The 17,564-nt window shown below is 47.1% G+C and carries 18 protein-coding genes; 7 read left to right on the top strand and 11 right to left on the bottom strand.

All coding sequences use genetic code 11. The annotated features are described in order from the left end of the window. The first annotated feature begins 52 nt into the window (after positions 1 to 52). Genes asd through V5298_RS07240 form a run of 3 tightly spaced genes read left to right on the top strand, consistent with a single transcriptional unit; the run spans position 53 to position 2,491 of the window. The gene (gene asd / locus V5298_RS07230; protein ID WP_332930788.1) at positions 53 to 925 is read left to right on the top strand and encodes an archaetidylserine decarboxylase; all 873 of its coding nucleotides are present in this window, start codon (positions 53 to 55) and stop codon (positions 923 to 925) included. Between the two features lie 3 nt (positions 926 to 928). Next, a complete protein-coding gene (locus tag V5298_RS07235) occupies positions 929 to 1,801 on the top strand; it encodes a DMT family transporter (RefSeq protein ID WP_332930789.1) in 873 nt (290 codons plus the stop codon). Further along, positions 1,802 to 2,491: a glycerophosphodiester phosphodiesterase gene (locus V5298_RS07240; protein ID WP_332930790.1), complete on the top strand. Its 690-nt coding sequence runs from the start codon at positions 1,802 to 1,804 to the stop codon at positions 2,489 to 2,491. A gap of 8 nt (positions 2,492 to 2,499) precedes the next feature. Here V5298_RS07240 and V5298_RS07245 read toward each other — a convergent pair whose 3' ends face one another. The 4 genes from V5298_RS07245 to V5298_RS07260 form a co-directional block, all read right to left on the bottom strand. Continuing rightward, positions 2,500 to 2,928, bottom strand: coding sequence for a MerC domain-containing protein (locus V5298_RS07245; protein WP_332930791.1), 429 nt, complete (start codon positions 2,926 to 2,928; stop codon positions 2,500 to 2,502). A gap of 80 nt (positions 2,929 to 3,008) precedes the next feature. Continuing rightward, on the bottom strand, positions 3,009 to 3,836 hold the full coding sequence (locus tag V5298_RS07250) for a divergent polysaccharide deacetylase family protein (RefSeq protein WP_332930792.1): 828 nt from the start codon (positions 3,834 to 3,836) through the stop codon (positions 3,009 to 3,011). Between the two features lie 166 nt (positions 3,837 to 4,002). Next, complete coding sequence (locus V5298_RS07255) at positions 4,003 to 5,004, bottom strand: D-cysteine desulfhydrase family protein (protein WP_332930793.1); 1,002 nt, start codon at positions 5,002 to 5,004, stop codon at positions 4,003 to 4,005. 4 nt (positions 5,005 to 5,008) lie between these two features. Further along, positions 5,009 to 6,124 carry a murein hydrolase activator EnvC family protein gene (locus V5298_RS07260; RefSeq protein WP_332930836.1) on the bottom strand — a complete coding sequence of 372 codons (1,116 nt, stop codon included), beginning with the start codon at positions 6,122 to 6,124 and terminating at the stop codon, positions 5,009 to 5,011. A 237-nt stretch (positions 6,125 to 6,361) separates the two neighbouring features. Here V5298_RS07260 and V5298_RS07265 point away from each other — a divergent pair, with 237 nt between their 5' ends. From V5298_RS07265 to gpsA, 4 genes are read left to right on the top strand one after another with little or no spacing between them, the layout of a single operon-like run. Next, positions 6,362 to 6,787 (top strand): rhodanese-like domain-containing protein, encoded by a 426-nt coding sequence (locus V5298_RS07265; RefSeq protein WP_332930794.1) that lies wholly within the window; start codon positions 6,362 to 6,364, stop codon positions 6,785 to 6,787. A gap of 10 nt (positions 6,788 to 6,797) precedes the next feature. Continuing rightward, the gene (gene grxC / locus V5298_RS07270) at positions 6,798 to 7,055 is read left to right on the top strand and encodes a glutaredoxin 3 (protein ID WP_332930795.1); all 258 of its coding nucleotides are present in this window, start codon (positions 6,798 to 6,800) and stop codon (positions 7,053 to 7,055) included. Positions 7,056 to 7,106: 51 nt separating this feature from the next. After that, entirely contained in the window at positions 7,107 to 7,616 is a 510-nt protein-coding gene (gene secB / locus V5298_RS07275) for a protein-export chaperone SecB (protein ID WP_332930796.1), read from the top strand. Positions 7,617 to 7,624: 8 nt separating this feature from the next. Then, the gene (gpsA, locus tag V5298_RS07280) at positions 7,625 to 8,626 is read left to right on the top strand and encodes an NAD(P)H-dependent glycerol-3-phosphate dehydrogenase (protein WP_332930797.1); all 1,002 of its coding nucleotides are present in this window, start codon (positions 7,625 to 7,627) and stop codon (positions 8,624 to 8,626) included. A gap of 3 nt (positions 8,627 to 8,629) precedes the next feature. Here gpsA and V5298_RS07285 read toward each other — a convergent pair whose 3' ends face one another. The 7 genes from V5298_RS07285 to V5298_RS07315 form a co-directional block, all read right to left on the bottom strand. Continuing rightward, positions 8,630 to 9,994: a TolC family protein gene (locus V5298_RS07285; protein ID WP_332930798.1), complete on the bottom strand. Its 1,365-nt coding sequence runs from the start codon at positions 9,992 to 9,994 to the stop codon at positions 8,630 to 8,632. 3 nt (positions 9,995 to 9,997) lie between these two features. Further along, entirely contained in the window at positions 9,998 to 11,947 is a 1,950-nt protein-coding gene (locus V5298_RS07290; protein ID WP_416351156.1) for a MacB family efflux pump subunit, read from the bottom strand. Continuing rightward, entirely contained in the window at positions 11,940 to 13,133 is a 1,194-nt protein-coding gene (locus tag V5298_RS07295; protein ID WP_332930800.1) for an efflux RND transporter periplasmic adaptor subunit, read from the bottom strand. Before V5298_RS07295 ends, V5298_RS07290 begins: the two co-directional genes overlap by 8 nt. 118 nt (positions 13,134 to 13,251) lie before the next feature. Then, the gene (gene trmL, locus V5298_RS07300) at positions 13,252 to 13,716 is read right to left on the bottom strand and encodes a tRNA (uridine(34)/cytosine(34)/5-carboxymethylaminomethyluridine(34)-2'-O)-methyltransferase TrmL (protein ID WP_332930801.1); all 465 of its coding nucleotides are present in this window, start codon (positions 13,714 to 13,716) and stop codon (positions 13,252 to 13,254) included. Between the two features lie 651 nt (positions 13,717 to 14,367). Beyond that, positions 14,368 to 15,342 carry an alpha/beta fold hydrolase gene (locus tag V5298_RS07305; protein ID WP_332930802.1) on the bottom strand — a complete coding sequence of 325 codons (975 nt, stop codon included), beginning with the start codon at positions 15,340 to 15,342 and terminating at the stop codon, positions 14,368 to 14,370. Next, positions 15,293 to 16,711, bottom strand: a complete 1,419-nt coding sequence (locus tag V5298_RS07310; protein ID WP_332930803.1) for an ATP-binding protein — start codon at positions 16,709 to 16,711, stop codon at positions 15,293 to 15,295. The genes V5298_RS07305 and V5298_RS07310 overlap by 50 nt, the downstream gene beginning before the upstream one ends. Continuing rightward, positions 16,708 to 17,415 (bottom strand): response regulator transcription factor, encoded by a 708-nt coding sequence (locus V5298_RS07315; protein WP_332930804.1) that lies wholly within the window; start codon positions 17,413 to 17,415, stop codon positions 16,708 to 16,710. Before V5298_RS07315 ends, V5298_RS07310 begins: the two co-directional genes overlap by 4 nt. Positions 17,416 to 17,564 lie beyond the last annotated feature (149 nt).

The raw sequence follows: 17,564 nt of genomic DNA on the forward strand, positions 1-17,564 counted from the left end.
GAGTAAGGTACAATCCCGGACTAACATCGATTTATGCTGATTTGGAGTTTGTGTGCTCGACTGGTTCAAAGTTAACTTACAATACATTTTGCCAAAACATTTATTATCGCGACTGGTAGGCAAATTTGCTGCCGCAGAAGCGGGTGGACTCACCACCGCAGCAATTAAATTGTTTATCAAACATTTTAATGTGAACATGAGTGAGGCCTTACACCCAGAGCCCACACATTATAAAACCTTTAATGAGTTCTTTACCCGGCCCCTTGCACCCGAAGCCCGCCACATTACTGAAGGCGATGAGGTATTGATTCATGCCGTCGATGGTACGGTAAGCCAGTTTGGGGATATTCAGCAAGACAGTATTTTTCAGGCAAAAGGCCACAATTACAGCTTAACCACCTTGTTAGGTGGCAAGCCGGATTTGGCCAAGCCCTTTAAAGACGGTAAGTTTGCCACCGTGTATCTTGCTCCTAGAGATTACCACCGCATTCACATGCCCGTGGCAGGAACACTCACTGACATGGTGTATGTACCGGGCGACTTATTTTCCGTCAATCCCCTTACTGCGGAAAATATTCCAGGATTATTTGCCCGTAACGAGCGCGTCATTGCGTTTTTTGATACACCCGTTGGCAAGATGGCCATGGTGTTGGTTGGCGCAACCATTGTAGCAAGCATTGAAACCGTATGGTCAGGCACAGTGACGCCGCCCGCCGGAAAAAATGTACAGCACTGGCAGTATGATAAAGACTCTGAAGCCAGCGTAATGTTAAACAAAGGCGAAGAAATGGGCCGCTTTAAGTTAGGCTCAACCATTGTGGTCTGTTTTGAGAAAGACAGCATTGAATTTGAAAATTTGACCGCGGGTATGACAACCCGTTTAGGCGAGCCTTTTGCCCGCATCCCGTCGCCGATGCCTGTATAGCGAATGGATCCAGTTAAACGAAGTCTGATAACCCTTCATCTAACGGTTATCCTACTCGGCGGCACCGGATTATTTGCCAGTATCATTCCTTTGAATGCCACTGATATTACCTTGGGTCGCTCCATATTCGCTTGCATTGCGCTGGCCATTTTTCTGCGATTTTCCGGCGAATCCCTTTTATTGAACAAGCCGAAAGATTATGGGTTCGCCCTGCTATTGGGTATCCTCATCGCTGCCCATTGGGCCACCTACTTTGCCGCCATGCAATATGCGAGTGTCTCAGTAGGCATGATCGCACTTTTTACCTTTCCGGTGATCACCGTCCTTATCGAGCCAATGTTCGAAAAAATAAGCTTGGTTTGGCAGGATATATTTAGCGCCATTGCAGTATTTGTCGGTGTGGCTTTACTGGTGCCGGAAATATCCCTTGAAAACGACGTAACCGTAGGGGTATTAATCGGCATTGTTTCCGCCATTTTGTATGCATTTAGAAACCTGCTTCATCGACAATACTTTTCCCACTATTCAGGGGCCAAAGCCATGACTTGGCAAATTCTGGTGGCCGCACTGTGCCTATTGCCTTTTGCCAGCCCGGATATGTACGTTGCCGATGAGCACACCTGGTTACTGCTTATATTACTCGGCACAGCTTTTACTGCATTACCCCATGCCATGGTAGCCAGTGCGTTAATTTACCTTAGAGCCAAAACCTTTTCCCTGATTGCCTGTATGCAACCAATGTACGGGGTCGTGCTGGCCATTTTATTACTCAACGAATCGCCTGGAATTAAAGCACTAATTGGTGGGATTTTGGTTACCTCAGCCTCCTTGTATGAAACCATGAACGCACAAAAACTTCATAATCGGAAAACGTAAATGCGGATTTTTGCCCATAGAGGGGCCAGCGCTGAAGCCCCGGAAAATACGCTGCAAGCATTCAATCTGGCGGTGGCCGCCGGTGTCGACGGTATTGAATTTGACGCCCGTCAAATTGACGGAGAAATCGTCATCATTCACGATCGTCAATTAGACAGAACCACAAATGCTAAGGGCCTAATACAGGGCAAGAGCCTACATTATTTACGGCAACTTGATGCAGGAAATCAGCAACAGATCCCGATATTGGCTGAAGTACTAAGCACCGCTCCTCCAGGCACCTTGTGTAACATCGAAATAAAGCATCTGTTTGATGTGCACCGTTGGCTTGAGGTGTTCGATAACGCCTGTGCATTAAGTCAAAAGGCCATTGATGACATCATTATCTCATCCTTTAACCATCACTGGCTTTTGGCCCTTAAACAATTACGTCCCGAACTCACCCTTTCATTGTTAACGGCAAGCTACGAGCTTGATCCCTTGAGATTTGCCGCACAGTTTACGCCTTGGTCAATTAATGTTGCCCTAGATGTGGTGGACAGATCCTACATAGAAAAAATCAAACAAAGCGGATGTAAGGCCTTGATTTTTACTGTGGATGATCCCGATGATATGGTTTTACTTAAACAATGGGGTGCCGACGGCATCTTTACCAATAAACCCGCATTAGCCCTTAAAACCTTGGCCTAAAGACCTGACTATTTATTGGTTGCGTGGGTAGAAAAAACCGAATTACGACAGCATAAGCAGTGACGACAAAGACGCATATTGATCACATGGCCACTGATAATTAACAACGCCCCCACAGCAATGGTGAAGGGTTCGAATTCATGCCCAAAGATGTCTTTAAACCAGTAAATACCACCACCTGTGAACAATAATACCAACGGATAATATTGACCGTGATAGCGCAATGCGCCACTTGTTAGTGCAACACCACCAATAAGCATAGAGATAGTAAGAATGGTGCGCTCAAACCAAAGTTGGGCAAAAAAGGTTGAACCTAGCAGCGGAAGCAAGGGTAAAATAACAGGCAACGCCAGACAATGCACAGCACACAGCCCGGATATCCAGATACCCATGCGGTCTAGTTTTGTCGGATTGTCGTTATCCTGATTTTGCGCCATTATAGTACTCGCCAATGGAAGGGACGTTATAATATAACAGCGCAAGCAAAAATCAAAACACCTATTGCACTATTTACGGATTATTTTGGTGCGGCCAAGGGGATTTCCGCTCTTTTCTGTTTCGTCATCATGCTAGGTCGGGGGCTAAACAAATCGCTCACCGTCGCCAAACTAATACCTTGGGCTTGCAAATGGGGGAGTTTACTTTGCAAAAAACGCAGGGTTTCTGGATGAGGATGGGCAATGGCCACCGCCACCCCCTGCTCTCTTGCCAATTTAAGTAAGCGTGCATATTCCCGCGCCATGGCCGCTTCGGTACGCACATGATCTAAAAACACATGACGTCTTGCGACGGGGATCCCTGCATCCAATGCTGTTTCTTCGGCTACCGTTTGCGCCGAAGTGCGACTGTCGATAAAAAATAAATTACGGGCTTTTATCATTGCCATGAAAGTGCGCATGGGAGCCGCTAGACTGGTGAGTCGACTGCCCATATGATTGTTCACACCAATGGCGTAGGGCACGCTGTGTAATGCGCGATCAAATAAATCTTCCATTTGTGTTTCATACATACCGACCTTTAATCCATCGGGGCCCATCGCCTGCCCGTCAAAGGGTTCCATGGGCATATGCAGCATAATGTCCCGCCCCTGAGCGTGGGCCAATTCGGACAATTCAGTGGTTAATGGGGCATCAGGTAAAATCGAGAAGGTAACTTCTTTAGGTAAGGCAAGGGCCTGGCGATCAGAGTAGCGAATACCAATATCGTCAAGGATCAAGACAATTTTAGGATCGACACTCGCAGCAGCAACGGGTAGACACAAGAATGTGAGCAACACACTCAAAAACAGCGCAAACCAATCATGTAACTGACGGTCAGTTTTTTTGAATAAAACAATATTTAGCAAGCGCACGCCTATTATAATTTTCGTTATTGCCTGTCATCTATTTAGGCTGTTTTAGTATTTATATCCATGCACAACGAGCATAACAGCCATTTTCCGTTTTTGAAATTTCAAACCGTACTTTTGTTTGTTTTTTGCGAAAACACCGTACTTTTAACCTAAGATATGACTAGATCACAATATCCGGGTAGGCGTGCAACGCGGTGGCACCGCCGGTATGCAAAAAAATCACCCGATCATGGACACTAAAATAACCCGAGGCACATTTGTCCATTAATCCTGCCAGGGCTTTCCCGGAATAAACCGGATCACTAAGGATCCCTTCTTTTTGCGCCAGCGTATGTACGGCACGATTGCCTTCTACTGTAGGAATACCGTAAGCCTCGCCCTGATAGCCATCCCATAAGGTAAATTCGGGTTCTTCGCTAAACCCAAGTTGACAGTTTTGCCGAATTTGGCTCACTAAAGACTTAATATTGTCTAACACCCCCAGGTGATCTTGCTTATACACATTGACACCAACAATACGCAATGGATTGCCCAACATGGCATTTCCTGCGATCAAGCCCGCTTGGGTGCCTCCGCTGGCGCTGGCATGCACAAGGTAGGTCTGGCCTTTCGATTGTGCATCACATTGATCCACACATTCTTTTAGCGCATTTACATAGCCTAATGCCCCAGTGTGGTTTGAACCGCCCGTAGGAATTACATAGGGCCTGTGTCCCGTACTTTTTAATTGTGCCACTAACCGTTCAATTTTAGGGGCCACCTCCTCAAAATGGGCAACTCGGTGTACATTGGCACCGAGAATGTCATCGAGGAGCACGTTCCCATTTTCGCAATAAACCGCCTGTGTTCGCGGTACCGATTGACTCAGAACGACTTCACATTTGAGTCCTTTGGCAGCGCAAGCTGCCGCGGTCTGGCGTACATGATTGGATTGCACCGCACCACTGGTAATAATAGTATCTGCTTGATGAGAAAGGGCTTCCCCCAGTAAAAACTCCAATTTGCGGGTTTTGTTTCCGCCTTGAGCTAATCCAGTACAATCGTCCCGCTTAATAAAGAGCGCCGGACATGAGGCCCCAATATGGGCCTGTAAACGGGTCATCGGAGTCAGTGGTGTTGGCAAAAAAGCCAATGAAACACGAGGAAATTGATGTAATTGCATAAGGTTATATATCCAGCCATTGAGAGGGATTCAAGGCTTTGCCTTTGTGTCGAATTTCAAAATAAAGGTTAGGGTAACTTTGACCGCCGCTTTGCCCTACCAGCGCGATGGTTTCTCCATCTGCCACAGTATCACCGGCCTGCTTGAGTAAGGCTTGATTATGGCCATAAACACTCATGTAACCTTTACCATGATCGATAATGGTGACCAAACCAAAGCCACGCAGCCAATCTGAGTACAAAACACGGCCATGGGATACAGCCCGCACCGCACTGCCTTCAGAGCCTTCGATGATGATCCCTTTCCACCTTACTTGCCCTTGTCGACGGGTACCGAACAATTTTCTCACCCGCCCATTGGTCGGTTTAAGCAGCTTTCCTTTGTAACCCGATAACCCTGCCAATACAGTTTTTGCCGCGGCAGCCCGTTTTTTAGCTTCTTCAATGGCCCGTACCAAGGCTTCTTCATTCTGTTTAAGGGTTGTCACTTTGGCTGCATCAGAGGTAATTTTCTGATTAAGCTTTTTCAGCGTCTGCTCTCTATCTTTTTGCCGAGTTAACAATACATCGCGCTGTTGCTTTTGCTCAGCCAAAAGGTCGGTGAGGGCATTGGCTTTTTCAACCAGCTCTGCGGTAACCTCTTCTAAGCGCGCAACATTATTTTTAAAACGGCTAATGGTTTTTACCCGCGCCTTGCTTAAGTACTGATAATAAGTAATCACCCGCTCAAATGAGCTGGCTTCATCCTGATAAAAAAGCATTTTTGCATAGTCGTAGTTCCCCGCCATAAAAGCACTACGCAATTGGCCGGCCAACAAGGATTGCTGTTTTAAAATCGCTTCTTTTAGGGATTGTTGTTCTGTTTTTAAGGTTTTTTGCTGACTGCGGTTTTCACTTAATGACGAATCAGTCTGATTCAGTGCTTTTGCCACCTTAGCAATCTCAAGTTCAGATTGCTTTAATGCCTCTTGTAACTCTTCTGCATTGGCTTTATTGGTGGCCAAAGCGGCTTGTCTGGCTTTTAGTTCTGCCTGTAACTGCGCCAACTTTGCCTGTTCCTGGGTCTGTGCACATGCCCATGAGGATGCGCACAAACACAATATGATGGCACAAAGTTTCATGACGACCTGTGGGAAACGGGTGGCGCGATGGTGTTGTGGACTACTCATAAATTCGGTCTATTTAGAGGCCTGTCGCCAATTGATTGCTTTCAATAAGTCCATACTATATCAACAAAATACAGGATTCACCTGCATTCCCCACGATAACATCGCCTTGCCAGACTGGTTTCTGACAATATTTTCTATATACTTTGCAGTCGTTTTATCGTCTTCCATATACATAAGGGTATTTCTGGAATGGAACAGCTCATAGAATTTGCCGGCAATAATATGTTGTTAGCCGGTGCCTGGGTCGCGTTAGTTATTATGCTGATATACAGCTATGTTGCCGGCTTTACCTCCGGTGTCAAAGAAGTTAGCACCCATGAAACAACGTTGTTAATAAACAAAGAAGACGCGGTTATTTTCGATACCCGTACCCCAAAAGAGTTTAAAGCAGGCCATATATTGGGCGCGCGTCAGATAAAGCCGGAAGAACTCCGAGCAAAAGATTTTAAAAAACTTGAAAAGGTGAAAGATAAACCCATTATTGTTGTGTGCGCGATGGGAAATACAGCCCGAGGTGTCGCTGCATCTTTAATTAAAGACGGCTTTGAAAATGTTAGGGTTCTCAAAGGTGGTATGAACGCTTGGTCGGCGGCGAATCTTCCCGTTTCGAAATAAGGAGCACCTTGTGAGCAAAGTAGAAATTTACACAAAAGGGCATTGCCCTTATTGCCACCGTGCAAAAGCACTGTTGGCCCAAAAAGGCGTAGCATTTGACGAGATCCCCATTGATGGCGATTCAAAACTGCGTCAGGTGATGATAGACAGAGCGAATGGGGGCTACACCGTACCCCAGATTTTCATCAACGACACCCATGTGGGCGGATGCGATGATTTGTTTGCACTTGAATCACAACAAAAACTCGATGCGCTGTTAGCGCAATAAGACACTTGCCCGGACGGCAAGTGACATAAATTAGCAAAATCAGGAATAATCATGGCTGAAGAAAATCAGAACACAAACGGCGCAGAAGCTGGCCAGCAAGGTCAAGCCCCCCAATTTAATATTCAACGCATCTATACAAAAGATATCTCTTTTGAATCCCCTAATGCGCCTGCGGTTTTCCAAAAAGAATGGAAACCAGAAATCAAACTCGATATAGACACCTCTACCGATAAACTGGCTGAAGATGCCTTTGAAGTGGTGTTGTCTGTTACCGTTACTGCCACTGTGGCTGATGAAACGGCCTTCCTCTGTGAAGTGGAACAAGCTGGGATCTTCGCAGTATCGGCAGAAATGCCTGATCAAGCTAAAGCACATCTGCTTGGCTCTTACTGCCCTAACCTGCTCTTCCCTTATGCACGAGAAGCGATTTCAAATCTGGTTAACCGAGGCACTTTCCCGCCCCTTAACCTGGCACCAGTAAACTTTGATGCTATCTTCGCTGCGTATATGCAAAAACGAGCTCAACAAGCGCAGGATGGTAGTCAGAAGCTAGACGCTTAAAGGCTATTATGAACACAGAGTCAATTACTGTATTAGGGGCGGGGTCTTACGGCACCGCCCTTGCTTTTTGTCTGGCCAGAAACCAGCACACCACCCTGTTATGGGGCAGAGATAGCCAGCACATGGCATCACTGGCTCAGGACCGGGAAAACAAACGCTATCTGCCGGGGGCACGCTTCCCAGACAAGTTATATGTTGAAGCAGATTTAGCCAAAGCGGTAGATGCCAGCCAGGATATTTTAATTGTTGTCCCCAGCCACGCCTTCAAAGCCTTGCTTCAAAGCATTAAACCGCTGCTTAAGCCCCATCACCGTATTATTTGGGCGACCAAAGGGTTGGAGCCGGGCACGGGTCGCTTACTTCGTGATGTGGCTCTGGACGTGCTTGGTGATAGCTATCCTCTGGCCGTTTTATCTGGGCCTACCTTTGCCAAAGAAATGGCAGCTGGGCTTCCAACCGCGATTTCACTGTCATCTACCGATGAAACCTTAATCAACGACTTTGCGATGAAACTGCATTGCAGTCGCTCCTTTAGAGTCTATAAAAATCCTGATTTTATTGGTGTACAGCTAGGCGGAGCGGTGAAAAATGTGATTGCTATTGGCGCGGGCCTTGCCGATGGGCTTGGTTTTGGGGCCAATGCAAGAACGGCACTGATCACCCGAGGACTGGCAGAGCTTACCCGTCTTGGCGTAAAAATTGGAGCGCAAGCAGAAACCTTTATGGGCATGGCGGGGTTAGGCGATCTCGTATTAACCTGTACAGACAACCAATCCCGTAATCGACGTTTTGGTCTTGCCCTTGGACAAGGCAAAGACGTAGAAACGGCCATCAAAGAAATTGGTCAGGTTGTGGAAGGTTATCGCAATACAGAAGAAGTGCATGTATTGGCGGAAAAATACGGGGTAGAAATGCCCATATGCGAGCAAATTTATGCTGTCCTATATCACGACAAACCCCCTAAAGAAGCGGCGCTGGCACTGTTAGCCCGCGATCTTAAAAGCGAGTAGACGCTATCGCACTACAACTGGGCGGCCACCCGCTTGCTGATATACCGCAGCAGCCGCCGCCAAGCTTTGTTGATAACTGCTAATTAAGGTTAACTGGGACTGAAACCAGCTACGTTGTGCGCCCAATAAATTAAGAAAATCGGCATCACCGGCTTTATAGCGAATTTCAGCCAATCGATAGAGCTGCTCGTTGTTAATCACCGACGCCTCATCTAACTGATAAACACCCTTGTAATATGCATAATTAGATAACGCATCCATCAAAGCTTGGGTGGCCCCAAGGGTTGTTGCCCGATAATTGTTCCACGCAATTTGCAAATCCACATTGGCGATTTTTTCACCGGCATCAATTCTGCCACCGTCAAACAAGGTGATAGCACTGTTTACCGCAGCACCAAGACTCCATCCCGAGGCCAAATCCAAAATATCAGACAAGGTCACATCAGCGCTCAATGACAAACCGGGCAAGCCCTCAATGCCCGCCTGATACACGCTTATATCCGCTTGGCGAAGGGCCACATCGGCCAGTTGGACATCAGGACGGGACGCAATCACCTTCGCCGGTTGGTACAAGGGAATATCAGGCAATACAATTTGCTCTAAAGGTTGTGCTTGAAGCGTTACATCAAACGCATTTTGCCCCAGTAAAACAGAAATAGCGCGTTGACTGATGGTTATTTGATTGGCGAGATTCAAACGCTCTGCCTGCGCACCAATCAGCGTGTTGTGTTGTTGGCTCACTTCGATCCCCGAGGCATCGCCGGCTTCAAAGCGAATATTCACCAAATCTAACAGCCGTTGTGCCGCATCTAGATTTTTCTGCGCAATAGCATAGCGCTGAGTTAACGACAACCAGTTAAAGTATTCTGTCGCCAACAAGACCTGCACCTGTAACGCAGCGTTGCGCAGCGCATAGCGCTGACTATCAATATCTAATGACGCTGCTAATTGAGTGGCATCGCGGCTGCCCCACACATCAAAAGAATAGCTAACTGACAGACGCGCGGATGAACTGTGTGAAGTACTGCCGCTATCAAGATCTTCATTACTGGCACCGCCTAATGATCCTGTCACACCAATATAATTATCGGCTCGACTTTGCTCCAGCAACAACCGCGCACGCTCTACTCGTAGCTTTGCTTCCTGCACGGTCAAATTGCCCCTTTCCATGGTGCGCATTAGTTCGGCTAATGGCTTCGATCCAAACGCGGTCCACCAAGAATCGGAAAGGGTCACGCTGTGCCCTTCTTCCTCGTAAGGGGCTAAATCCTCGGGCACCGTAATGGACTGCTTGGAAGAAAAATCTGCAGGTGTATAAGCACATCCAGACAACAAGATCGTCCCTAATAACCCCAAACACGTCTTCACAAATTAATCCTCACTCAGTGCGTCAATCGGGCTCAGACGGGACGCTTTCAAAGCAGGGGCATAGCCAAATATAACCCCGACACATAACGATGTAACAAAGGCAAGAATGGGTGGCGTAAGGGTATAGGCCACCGTTATCTCAAATTGAGAAATAAGGAATATAACGCAATACCCCAGTAATACACCTACTGCCCCGCCTAATACACAAACTACCCAGGCTTCAATATTAAACTGTTTAAGGATGTCAGCAGGTTTCGCCCCTGTGGCCATCCGTAAACCGATTTCCCGCTTTCGCTCAGTCACATTAACCAACATAATATTCATTACGCCAATCCCCCCGACGAACAAGGAAATCGCTGCCACAGAGGCCAGTAACCACGTCAGCGTGTTTTGTGTTTCGGTAACCGCCTCCACTAACGAATCGGTGGTAAATACCATGACATCCTCTTTACCATGCCGCTGCACCAGGGTAGCAAGTACCGCATCTTTCACCGCGGATGCGACATCAGAACCGCTGGCCTTCACGGTTATGCCCGTGAGGTATGCCCGGCCAAACACCTTCAGACGTCCAGTGGAAATGGGAATTAACACTTCGTCGTCCTGATCACTACCGCCGGCACTGGCCCCTTTGGCTTTAAGTACACCGATAACCTGATACAGGCTGTTGGACATAAGAATGTAACGACCCACAGCTTGGTATTTATCGTCAAACAGGGTTTCAGCCACGGTATCCCCTAACACCACCACCGGCGCATAGCTGGCAACATCCTCTTCAGAGAAAAAAACGCCCTGGGCCATTTCCCAGTCTTTTGCATACAGATAATCCGGTGACGTGCCGGTTATGCGCCCGGAAAAATCATTCTCGGCAAAGCGAATGGTTTTTCGGGAAGTGCGTTCCGGGGCCACATAAGTCACCCCCGGTAACGATCTTAGCGCTTCAGCATCATCTAAGGTCAAGGTGGCAATATCGCCCGTATTCCGCATGTTACCGCCACCGGGACGCACAGAAATCAAATTTGTGCCTATGGCTTCAATCCGTTTAAGTACATCTTTTTTGCCTCCTTCACCGATGGCCATCATGGTCACCACCGCCGCCACACCAATAATAATCCCCAGCAGGGTTAACAAGGTACGAAACCAATTTAAGCGTAAGGCGGAAAAGGCCATTTTTAATGCTGCAAACCCCGAAATGCTGCTAAAGGGCGTAATGTCATGTTTGGAGGAGGACGCAATGGGCGCCTCATTATCCGCCGCCTGTTGCTGTGTTTGCGCAGAATCGGCAACGATTTTACCGTCCAATAAATGGATCTGGCGGTGGGCATGTTCAGCAACAGCACGGTCATGAGTGATAAGGATCACCGTAACCCCCTCCTGATGCAGGCTTTTTAACAATTCAAGCAGTTGCTCACCACTGGTTGAATCCAGCGCACCGGTGGGCTCATCGGCCAGTATAACTTCCGCACCGTTGATAAGTGCCCGGGCGACAGACACACGCTGCTGTTGTCCGCCAGACAATTCTCCAGGCTTGTGTCCTTGCCGATCAGCTAACCTCAAACGGGCCAATAGCGCTGCGGCTTTTTCTTCTCGCGCTTGGACTGGCATATGACTGTATATGGCTGGTAAAGCCACGTTTTCCAACGCTGAAAGTGAAGGCAACAATTGATAACGTTGAAACACAAAACCAAAGGTTTTAAGACGAAGGGCAGATAATTGATCGTTGGATAATTGACTAACGTCGTGACCATGAATGGTATAGGTTCCATTGCTGGGAGTATCCAGACACCCCAATATATTCATCAAGGTGGATTTACCCGATCCAGACTGTCCCATAATGGCAACAAATTCCCCTTTGCGAATGGTCAGGGAAATATCATCGAGGGCCTTAACCTGTGCGCCTTCCGTCTGATATTGACGGGTGACATTACGAAGCGCAATCAATGGAGGGTTAGGCACTACCACGAGGCCCCCGGGGCATACGGGTACCATTCATGCCGGGCATACGACGACTCTCATTTGCACCTTGCTGCCCTGCTGGAGATAGCTGGCCGGCAACAACTTCATCACCCACCTCAATACCAGAGAGTATTTCGATATCGGTTCTGTTGCGGATCCCCGTTTTTACCGGTGTGCGTACCACCTCATCGCCCTGCTTTAACAATACAAAAGCCCGATGGGGCGGCCCTTTCACCGCGGCCAGCGGCACAGTTTTTGTGTCCGTACGCTTTTCTTCTACAAAGAATACCTGGGTGGTCATAGAATCCATCAATGCACCATCAGGGTTTTCTATATCGATTAATACCTGATAGAGCACCACATCATTCACTTCTGTGGGGGTGGGTAAAACCTGTCTTACCGTAGAATGATAGCGCTTATCGGTGTTGCCCAAGGTAGAAAAGTATACCGGCATCCCTTTTTTAATATTGTCCACATCCGCTTCCGACACTTCCGCGCGCAAGGTCATGGTTGTAAGATCAGAAATTTGGAGCAATTCAGGTGCATTTTGATTGGCATTCAAGGTTTGGCCTTCACGCACCGAGATAGAAGCAACGGTTCCGCTGATAGGGGCATAAATTTTGGCAAACCCCAGCGTCGCTTTATCCCCTGCCAACGACGCTTCGTCAGCCTTAATTTGTGCAATACTGGCGGTAATTTGCGCATCCAGTACCTTAACGTCAATGCGGCCGCTAATGGCCACATCTTCGCTCACCGCATTTTTCTCGAACAGTTCGTTATTACGCTTTTCCCTTAACACAGCAAGCTCTCGCTCTGCCCTTAGCTGCGCCAGCTGCGCTTTTTTTGCTTCTAAGGCCGCCTCAGCATTTTGCACTTGGGTTTCAAACACGGTGGCATCGATTTCCACTAACAAGGCGCCACCTTCCACCACATCGCCTTCTTCCACATGTATTTTTTCCACCTGACCCGATACCTGAGCACCAACAACCACATATTGTTTAGGCTCTAGCTGACCGGTGGCAACGATACTTTTTTCTATATCACCGTGGCTTACAGGAACGAACAAAAAATGGGGCGCATTTGTCGAGGATGAAAAGAAATACCCCCAAGCCATATAGCCTACTAGGCCAACTACGACAATGATGCTCAGTCCTTTCAACCAGCCCGTACGTCCGCTTTTGTTCACTTACACATCCTTGAAAAAAAGAAATACAATACGCAAAGTTGACATAACCTTGCGACACCCTTTACACATCTTTACAGATGATAATGATTTATATTTCAATAAGAAAGTCTGTGATGTCTTAACGGGCTTGAGTAAAACCAAGTTGACGCCAGCTTTCATAGACAAAAACTGAAACAGCGTTGGATAGGTTCATGCTTCGGCTACCGGGCAACATGGGAATACGCACCCGCTGCTCAGGTGGCAAAGAGGCAATGATATCGTCCGGTAAACCTCGGGTTTCCGGACCAAATAATAATGCATCATCAGGCTGATAACGCGCGTCACTGTGGAATGATTGGCCTTTGGTCGTACAGGCAAAAACACGCTTGGGGGAACAGTCATTTAAATAATCGTTTAATGTGGCGTGACGACGCACAGTGGCAAACTCGTGATAATCAAGACCAGCACGTCGAAGACGTTTATCGTCCCAATCAAACCCCAAAGGCTCTATAAGATGAAGAGAATATCCGGTATTGGCACACAGGCGGATAATATTTCCCGTGTTTGGTGGGATCTCAGGTTGAAAAAGCACTATATCAAGCATACTTGCACCGCGTTTGAATAATTAGCGTGCAAGAATAAATTGAGATGATAGATGAAACAACCCTTGCTCCGTCAGCTTATAAGGCCGTTGGGGTGTCTTTTATTGGTGCAATGGAAGTTTAATGTGCGCTTAATACTTTATCTGTCTGACTTTGCACTGCCCAGCGCCGAGCCCTGCGTTTTGCCCTTGGGCTGATAAAATGGCGGGGAGCCTCAGTAGATTCGGGATTAACGGTGGCGATTGCATATCCATAAACCGATGATAACGCTTGGTTTTCAGATGCATGCAGAGGCATATTTCGTAACGTTTTGACACTTGGCATAATTTTTCTGTCCTTCACCGGAATTCTATTGCCCGGTTTAATTGTTGTTTTTCTTCACCCACCGAGACGCTGGCAGTCATGGGCGGTTATCGTTTAGTTATACCTTAAGCAAAACTTGCACCGAAATCGCTTTTGTCGTAAAACTTTCATTAAACTCCTGCTCCAACCCCGCCATATCCATAGGCAAATGCACGGTAAGCCCCATTTTTGACACGCCCTTCACTCACCCTCACAGGGTTATTTTCAGTAAAAATAAAGACGCTATGTCTGTAAAAAAGAGACGGCCCGTGTAAAAACGGCGCGCACACTTAGTTGGACCGTTGATCGGTTTATTCTGGTTGCTCAGAAAAAAACTGGAGGATGTGAGACATCACGGGCATACGCATAGGATCAGATTCCATTAACAATTCATGGTATGCCTGGGGAATGGTTATTAACCGAGTATTGGGGGCAAATCGCGCAATGTGGCTTTGTTTTTTGTTATCAACCACCGTATCTTTTTGTGCACTTAATATAAGGGCTGGCACCGTTAGCTCGTTAGCCCGACGATGGATTTCATCCATCGCCGTTAAAGCCGCTTGTAACCAACTGACGGTGACGCCACCGAGTTGAATTTCAGGAACCTGTGCATAGAGCTCGCGAAACAATTGATAGCGTATTTCGCTGTGGGTCAGTCGATTACCCGCAAAACCATGGGGATGGTAATTTTTTTGACCAATAAAATAGCCGGTCGGTTTGCCTGCTCGTTGATAACGTCGCCCGACCCACGTTAGTAATCGGCGAGATAACCACTTAGGCAAAGCCGGACGGATCCCAAACATGGGGGAACAAAAAACCGCGCGGTGGAAACAATCCGGTGATGATAATAGGGTCAACGCACCAATGGCACTTCCCATACTATGGGCAAGAAGGAATCGAGGGCCGGAAGGTTCATTTGGCCGCACAATGTGCGTTATAAAGTCACTAAAGTCCGCCACGTAATCATAAAAATCTGCCACATAACCATAATGGGGATTATCCGTCATTCGTTCTGATAATCCCTGACCTCGATGGTCGAGTATAAAGACAGCAAAACCGTTTACAAACAGTTCCCATATCACTTCTTTATATTTTAAATAGGATTCGATTCTGCCAGAGCTTATCACCACCGTTGCGTGGGCATTTTCAGGGACGCACCAAGCATAGGCGATATCTAACTCACCAGAGCCTTTAAAGACGCCGGTATTGATATGCTTGTGCCAAAAAAGATCGAGCTTATTGGGGGATTGCGTCAGGGAGCTTTCTGTTGAGAGTATCCAGTCCATTTTCTCGGCCATCTATTGGTAGTCGAATGATCACATTCAGGCCTCCATTTTCATTGCGCATGGCCTTTATTTCACCATGATGCATCTGAACCGCGGCCTTTGCAATGGCAAGCCCAAGTCCTACCCCTCCGGATTCCCGTTCCCGTGCTAAACTGGCACGATAAAACGGCGCAAAAATAGAATCACACTCCTGTGCGGTAAGGCCAGGCCCATCATCATTGACACTCAGCATCCAAGCGACATCATCGGCAGTCAGCGACACCGTGATTTTCTGGTTTGCATAGCGAATGGCGTTTCGCACCACATTTTCAATAGCACGACAAATCAAGGTTTCATTCACGATCACAGACACATCGGGAATGGGAGCAATATGGAGTACTTTACCGGAATTTGCCGCTTCAAATTTCGCATCAGAAAATACATTCTCTACTAACGCTGATAACTCAATTTCTTCCATGTCTTGCGTACCCGATTCCGCTCGCGTCAATTGAAGCAACTGATTGATCAGTACTTCCATACGTTCGGCTTCTCGTTCAATTCTTGCCAATGACGCAGGATCAACATTTTGCTGATGTGCCAGTCCTAATGCCATTTGTAATCTGGCGAGTGGAGAGCGAAGTTCGTGGGAGATATCAGCCAATAAGCGTTGTTGACCTGACCACAAACTTTCCAGTTGTGTCGCCATCACGTTAAAATCCCGTGAGAGCTCGCCTAATTCATCCCGACGCAATGAAGGACTGCCCACCCGCGTATCCCAACTTCCCGCCGCCAATTTTCGACTGGCTTCTCTTAATTGATGGATAGGTTTAACCAACGAACGGGCAAAAAGATAGGACAACACCATCGACATGATAAGCGCAATAACGATGAAAAACGTTAATTGACGCTCATTATTTGGTGGGCCAAGGGGATGGGTCATAAATATGGCGATGGGTTTATTTCCCACTTTCATGGTTATGGGGCCCAATGCAGAAAACTCATCTTTTTCCAGCGCAATGGGTTCATCCCGGTAAGCCGCTCTAAGTAGTGCATTCCGTTCCGCGTTTAAAATAGGTGGCCCGGCATTAGGGAAAAGGCGCTGTGCGTCCAAATCCACAGCAATCACCATGGCGCGGGTCATTCTATCTACCTGAGATAAAATATCCGGCACTGGACGACCTTTTTCTGAACTTAACCGAGCAAACAAGGCTTCAATACGCTTAAGCGCAAGAGATTCCCGTTTTTCAATAGGACGAATGGTGACATCCTGATCAAAAAACCGTATCGCATAGAAGGTCACTAAGCCGGTAAAAATAAAGGTTACCCAAAAACCGAGAAATAGACGTCCTACTAGCTGCCTTGCCGGATTAAAACCCGTGCATTTTTTCATGGTGCCATTCTTAATAAATAGCCTGCCCCTCGAATGGTTTTAATTTTTTCTTCCTGCGTCGTTTCAGCGATCTTTTTCCTAAGATTGCTCACATGCATATCAATACTCCGGTCGAAGGCTTGTAATTTCTTACCCAGCACTTTTTGACTGATATCTTCTTTTGTCACCAATTGACCAGCATTCACCATCAGCAAGTGCAAAATAGAGAACTCGGTATTTGTCAGTGTCATAGATTTATCATGACAAGTGACGGATTGTCGACTGGTACTTAACGCAATATTATTAATGGTAATATCTTGTTGCTGACGCGATTGACTACCTAATTCAAGACGTCTGAATATGGCTTTAATACGGGCAACCAGCTCTCTATGATTAAAAGGTTTGGGCAAATAATCGTCAGCACCTAACTCAAGACCAAGAATACGATCATAATCATCGCCCCTTGCCGTTAGCATCAATACCGGCGTCAGGTGACTAATTCGCAGTTTTTTCAGGACTTCGAAGCCATCTAACTGGGGCATCATGACATCTAACAGAATAAGATCAACAGGATCGCCGGTGGTGGCCGCTTCCAATCCTTCTAACCCATTATTCGCCACAGTGACCTGATACCCAGATCCTTCCAGATAGGTTTTTAACATATCTGTAAGCTCTCGATCATCATCAATAATCAAAATCGACTGTGTCGTTGTTGACGCGGCCATACCATTACCTCCTTCAAACTGCTTTATAGTATATCGCTGATTATGCGCAACTGACATTGAACCTAAAGTCGACAGGGACAAAACGCTTCGTGTCATGGTTAATTTCCTCCCCAAGAAGGGTTTATTTTACCTGACTACGACCGTCGTAA

The organism is Alteromonas sp. 14N.309.X.WAT.G.H12, from assembly GCF_036697315.1.
GTDB lineage: Bacteria > Pseudomonadota > Gammaproteobacteria > Enterobacterales > Alteromonadaceae > Alteromonas.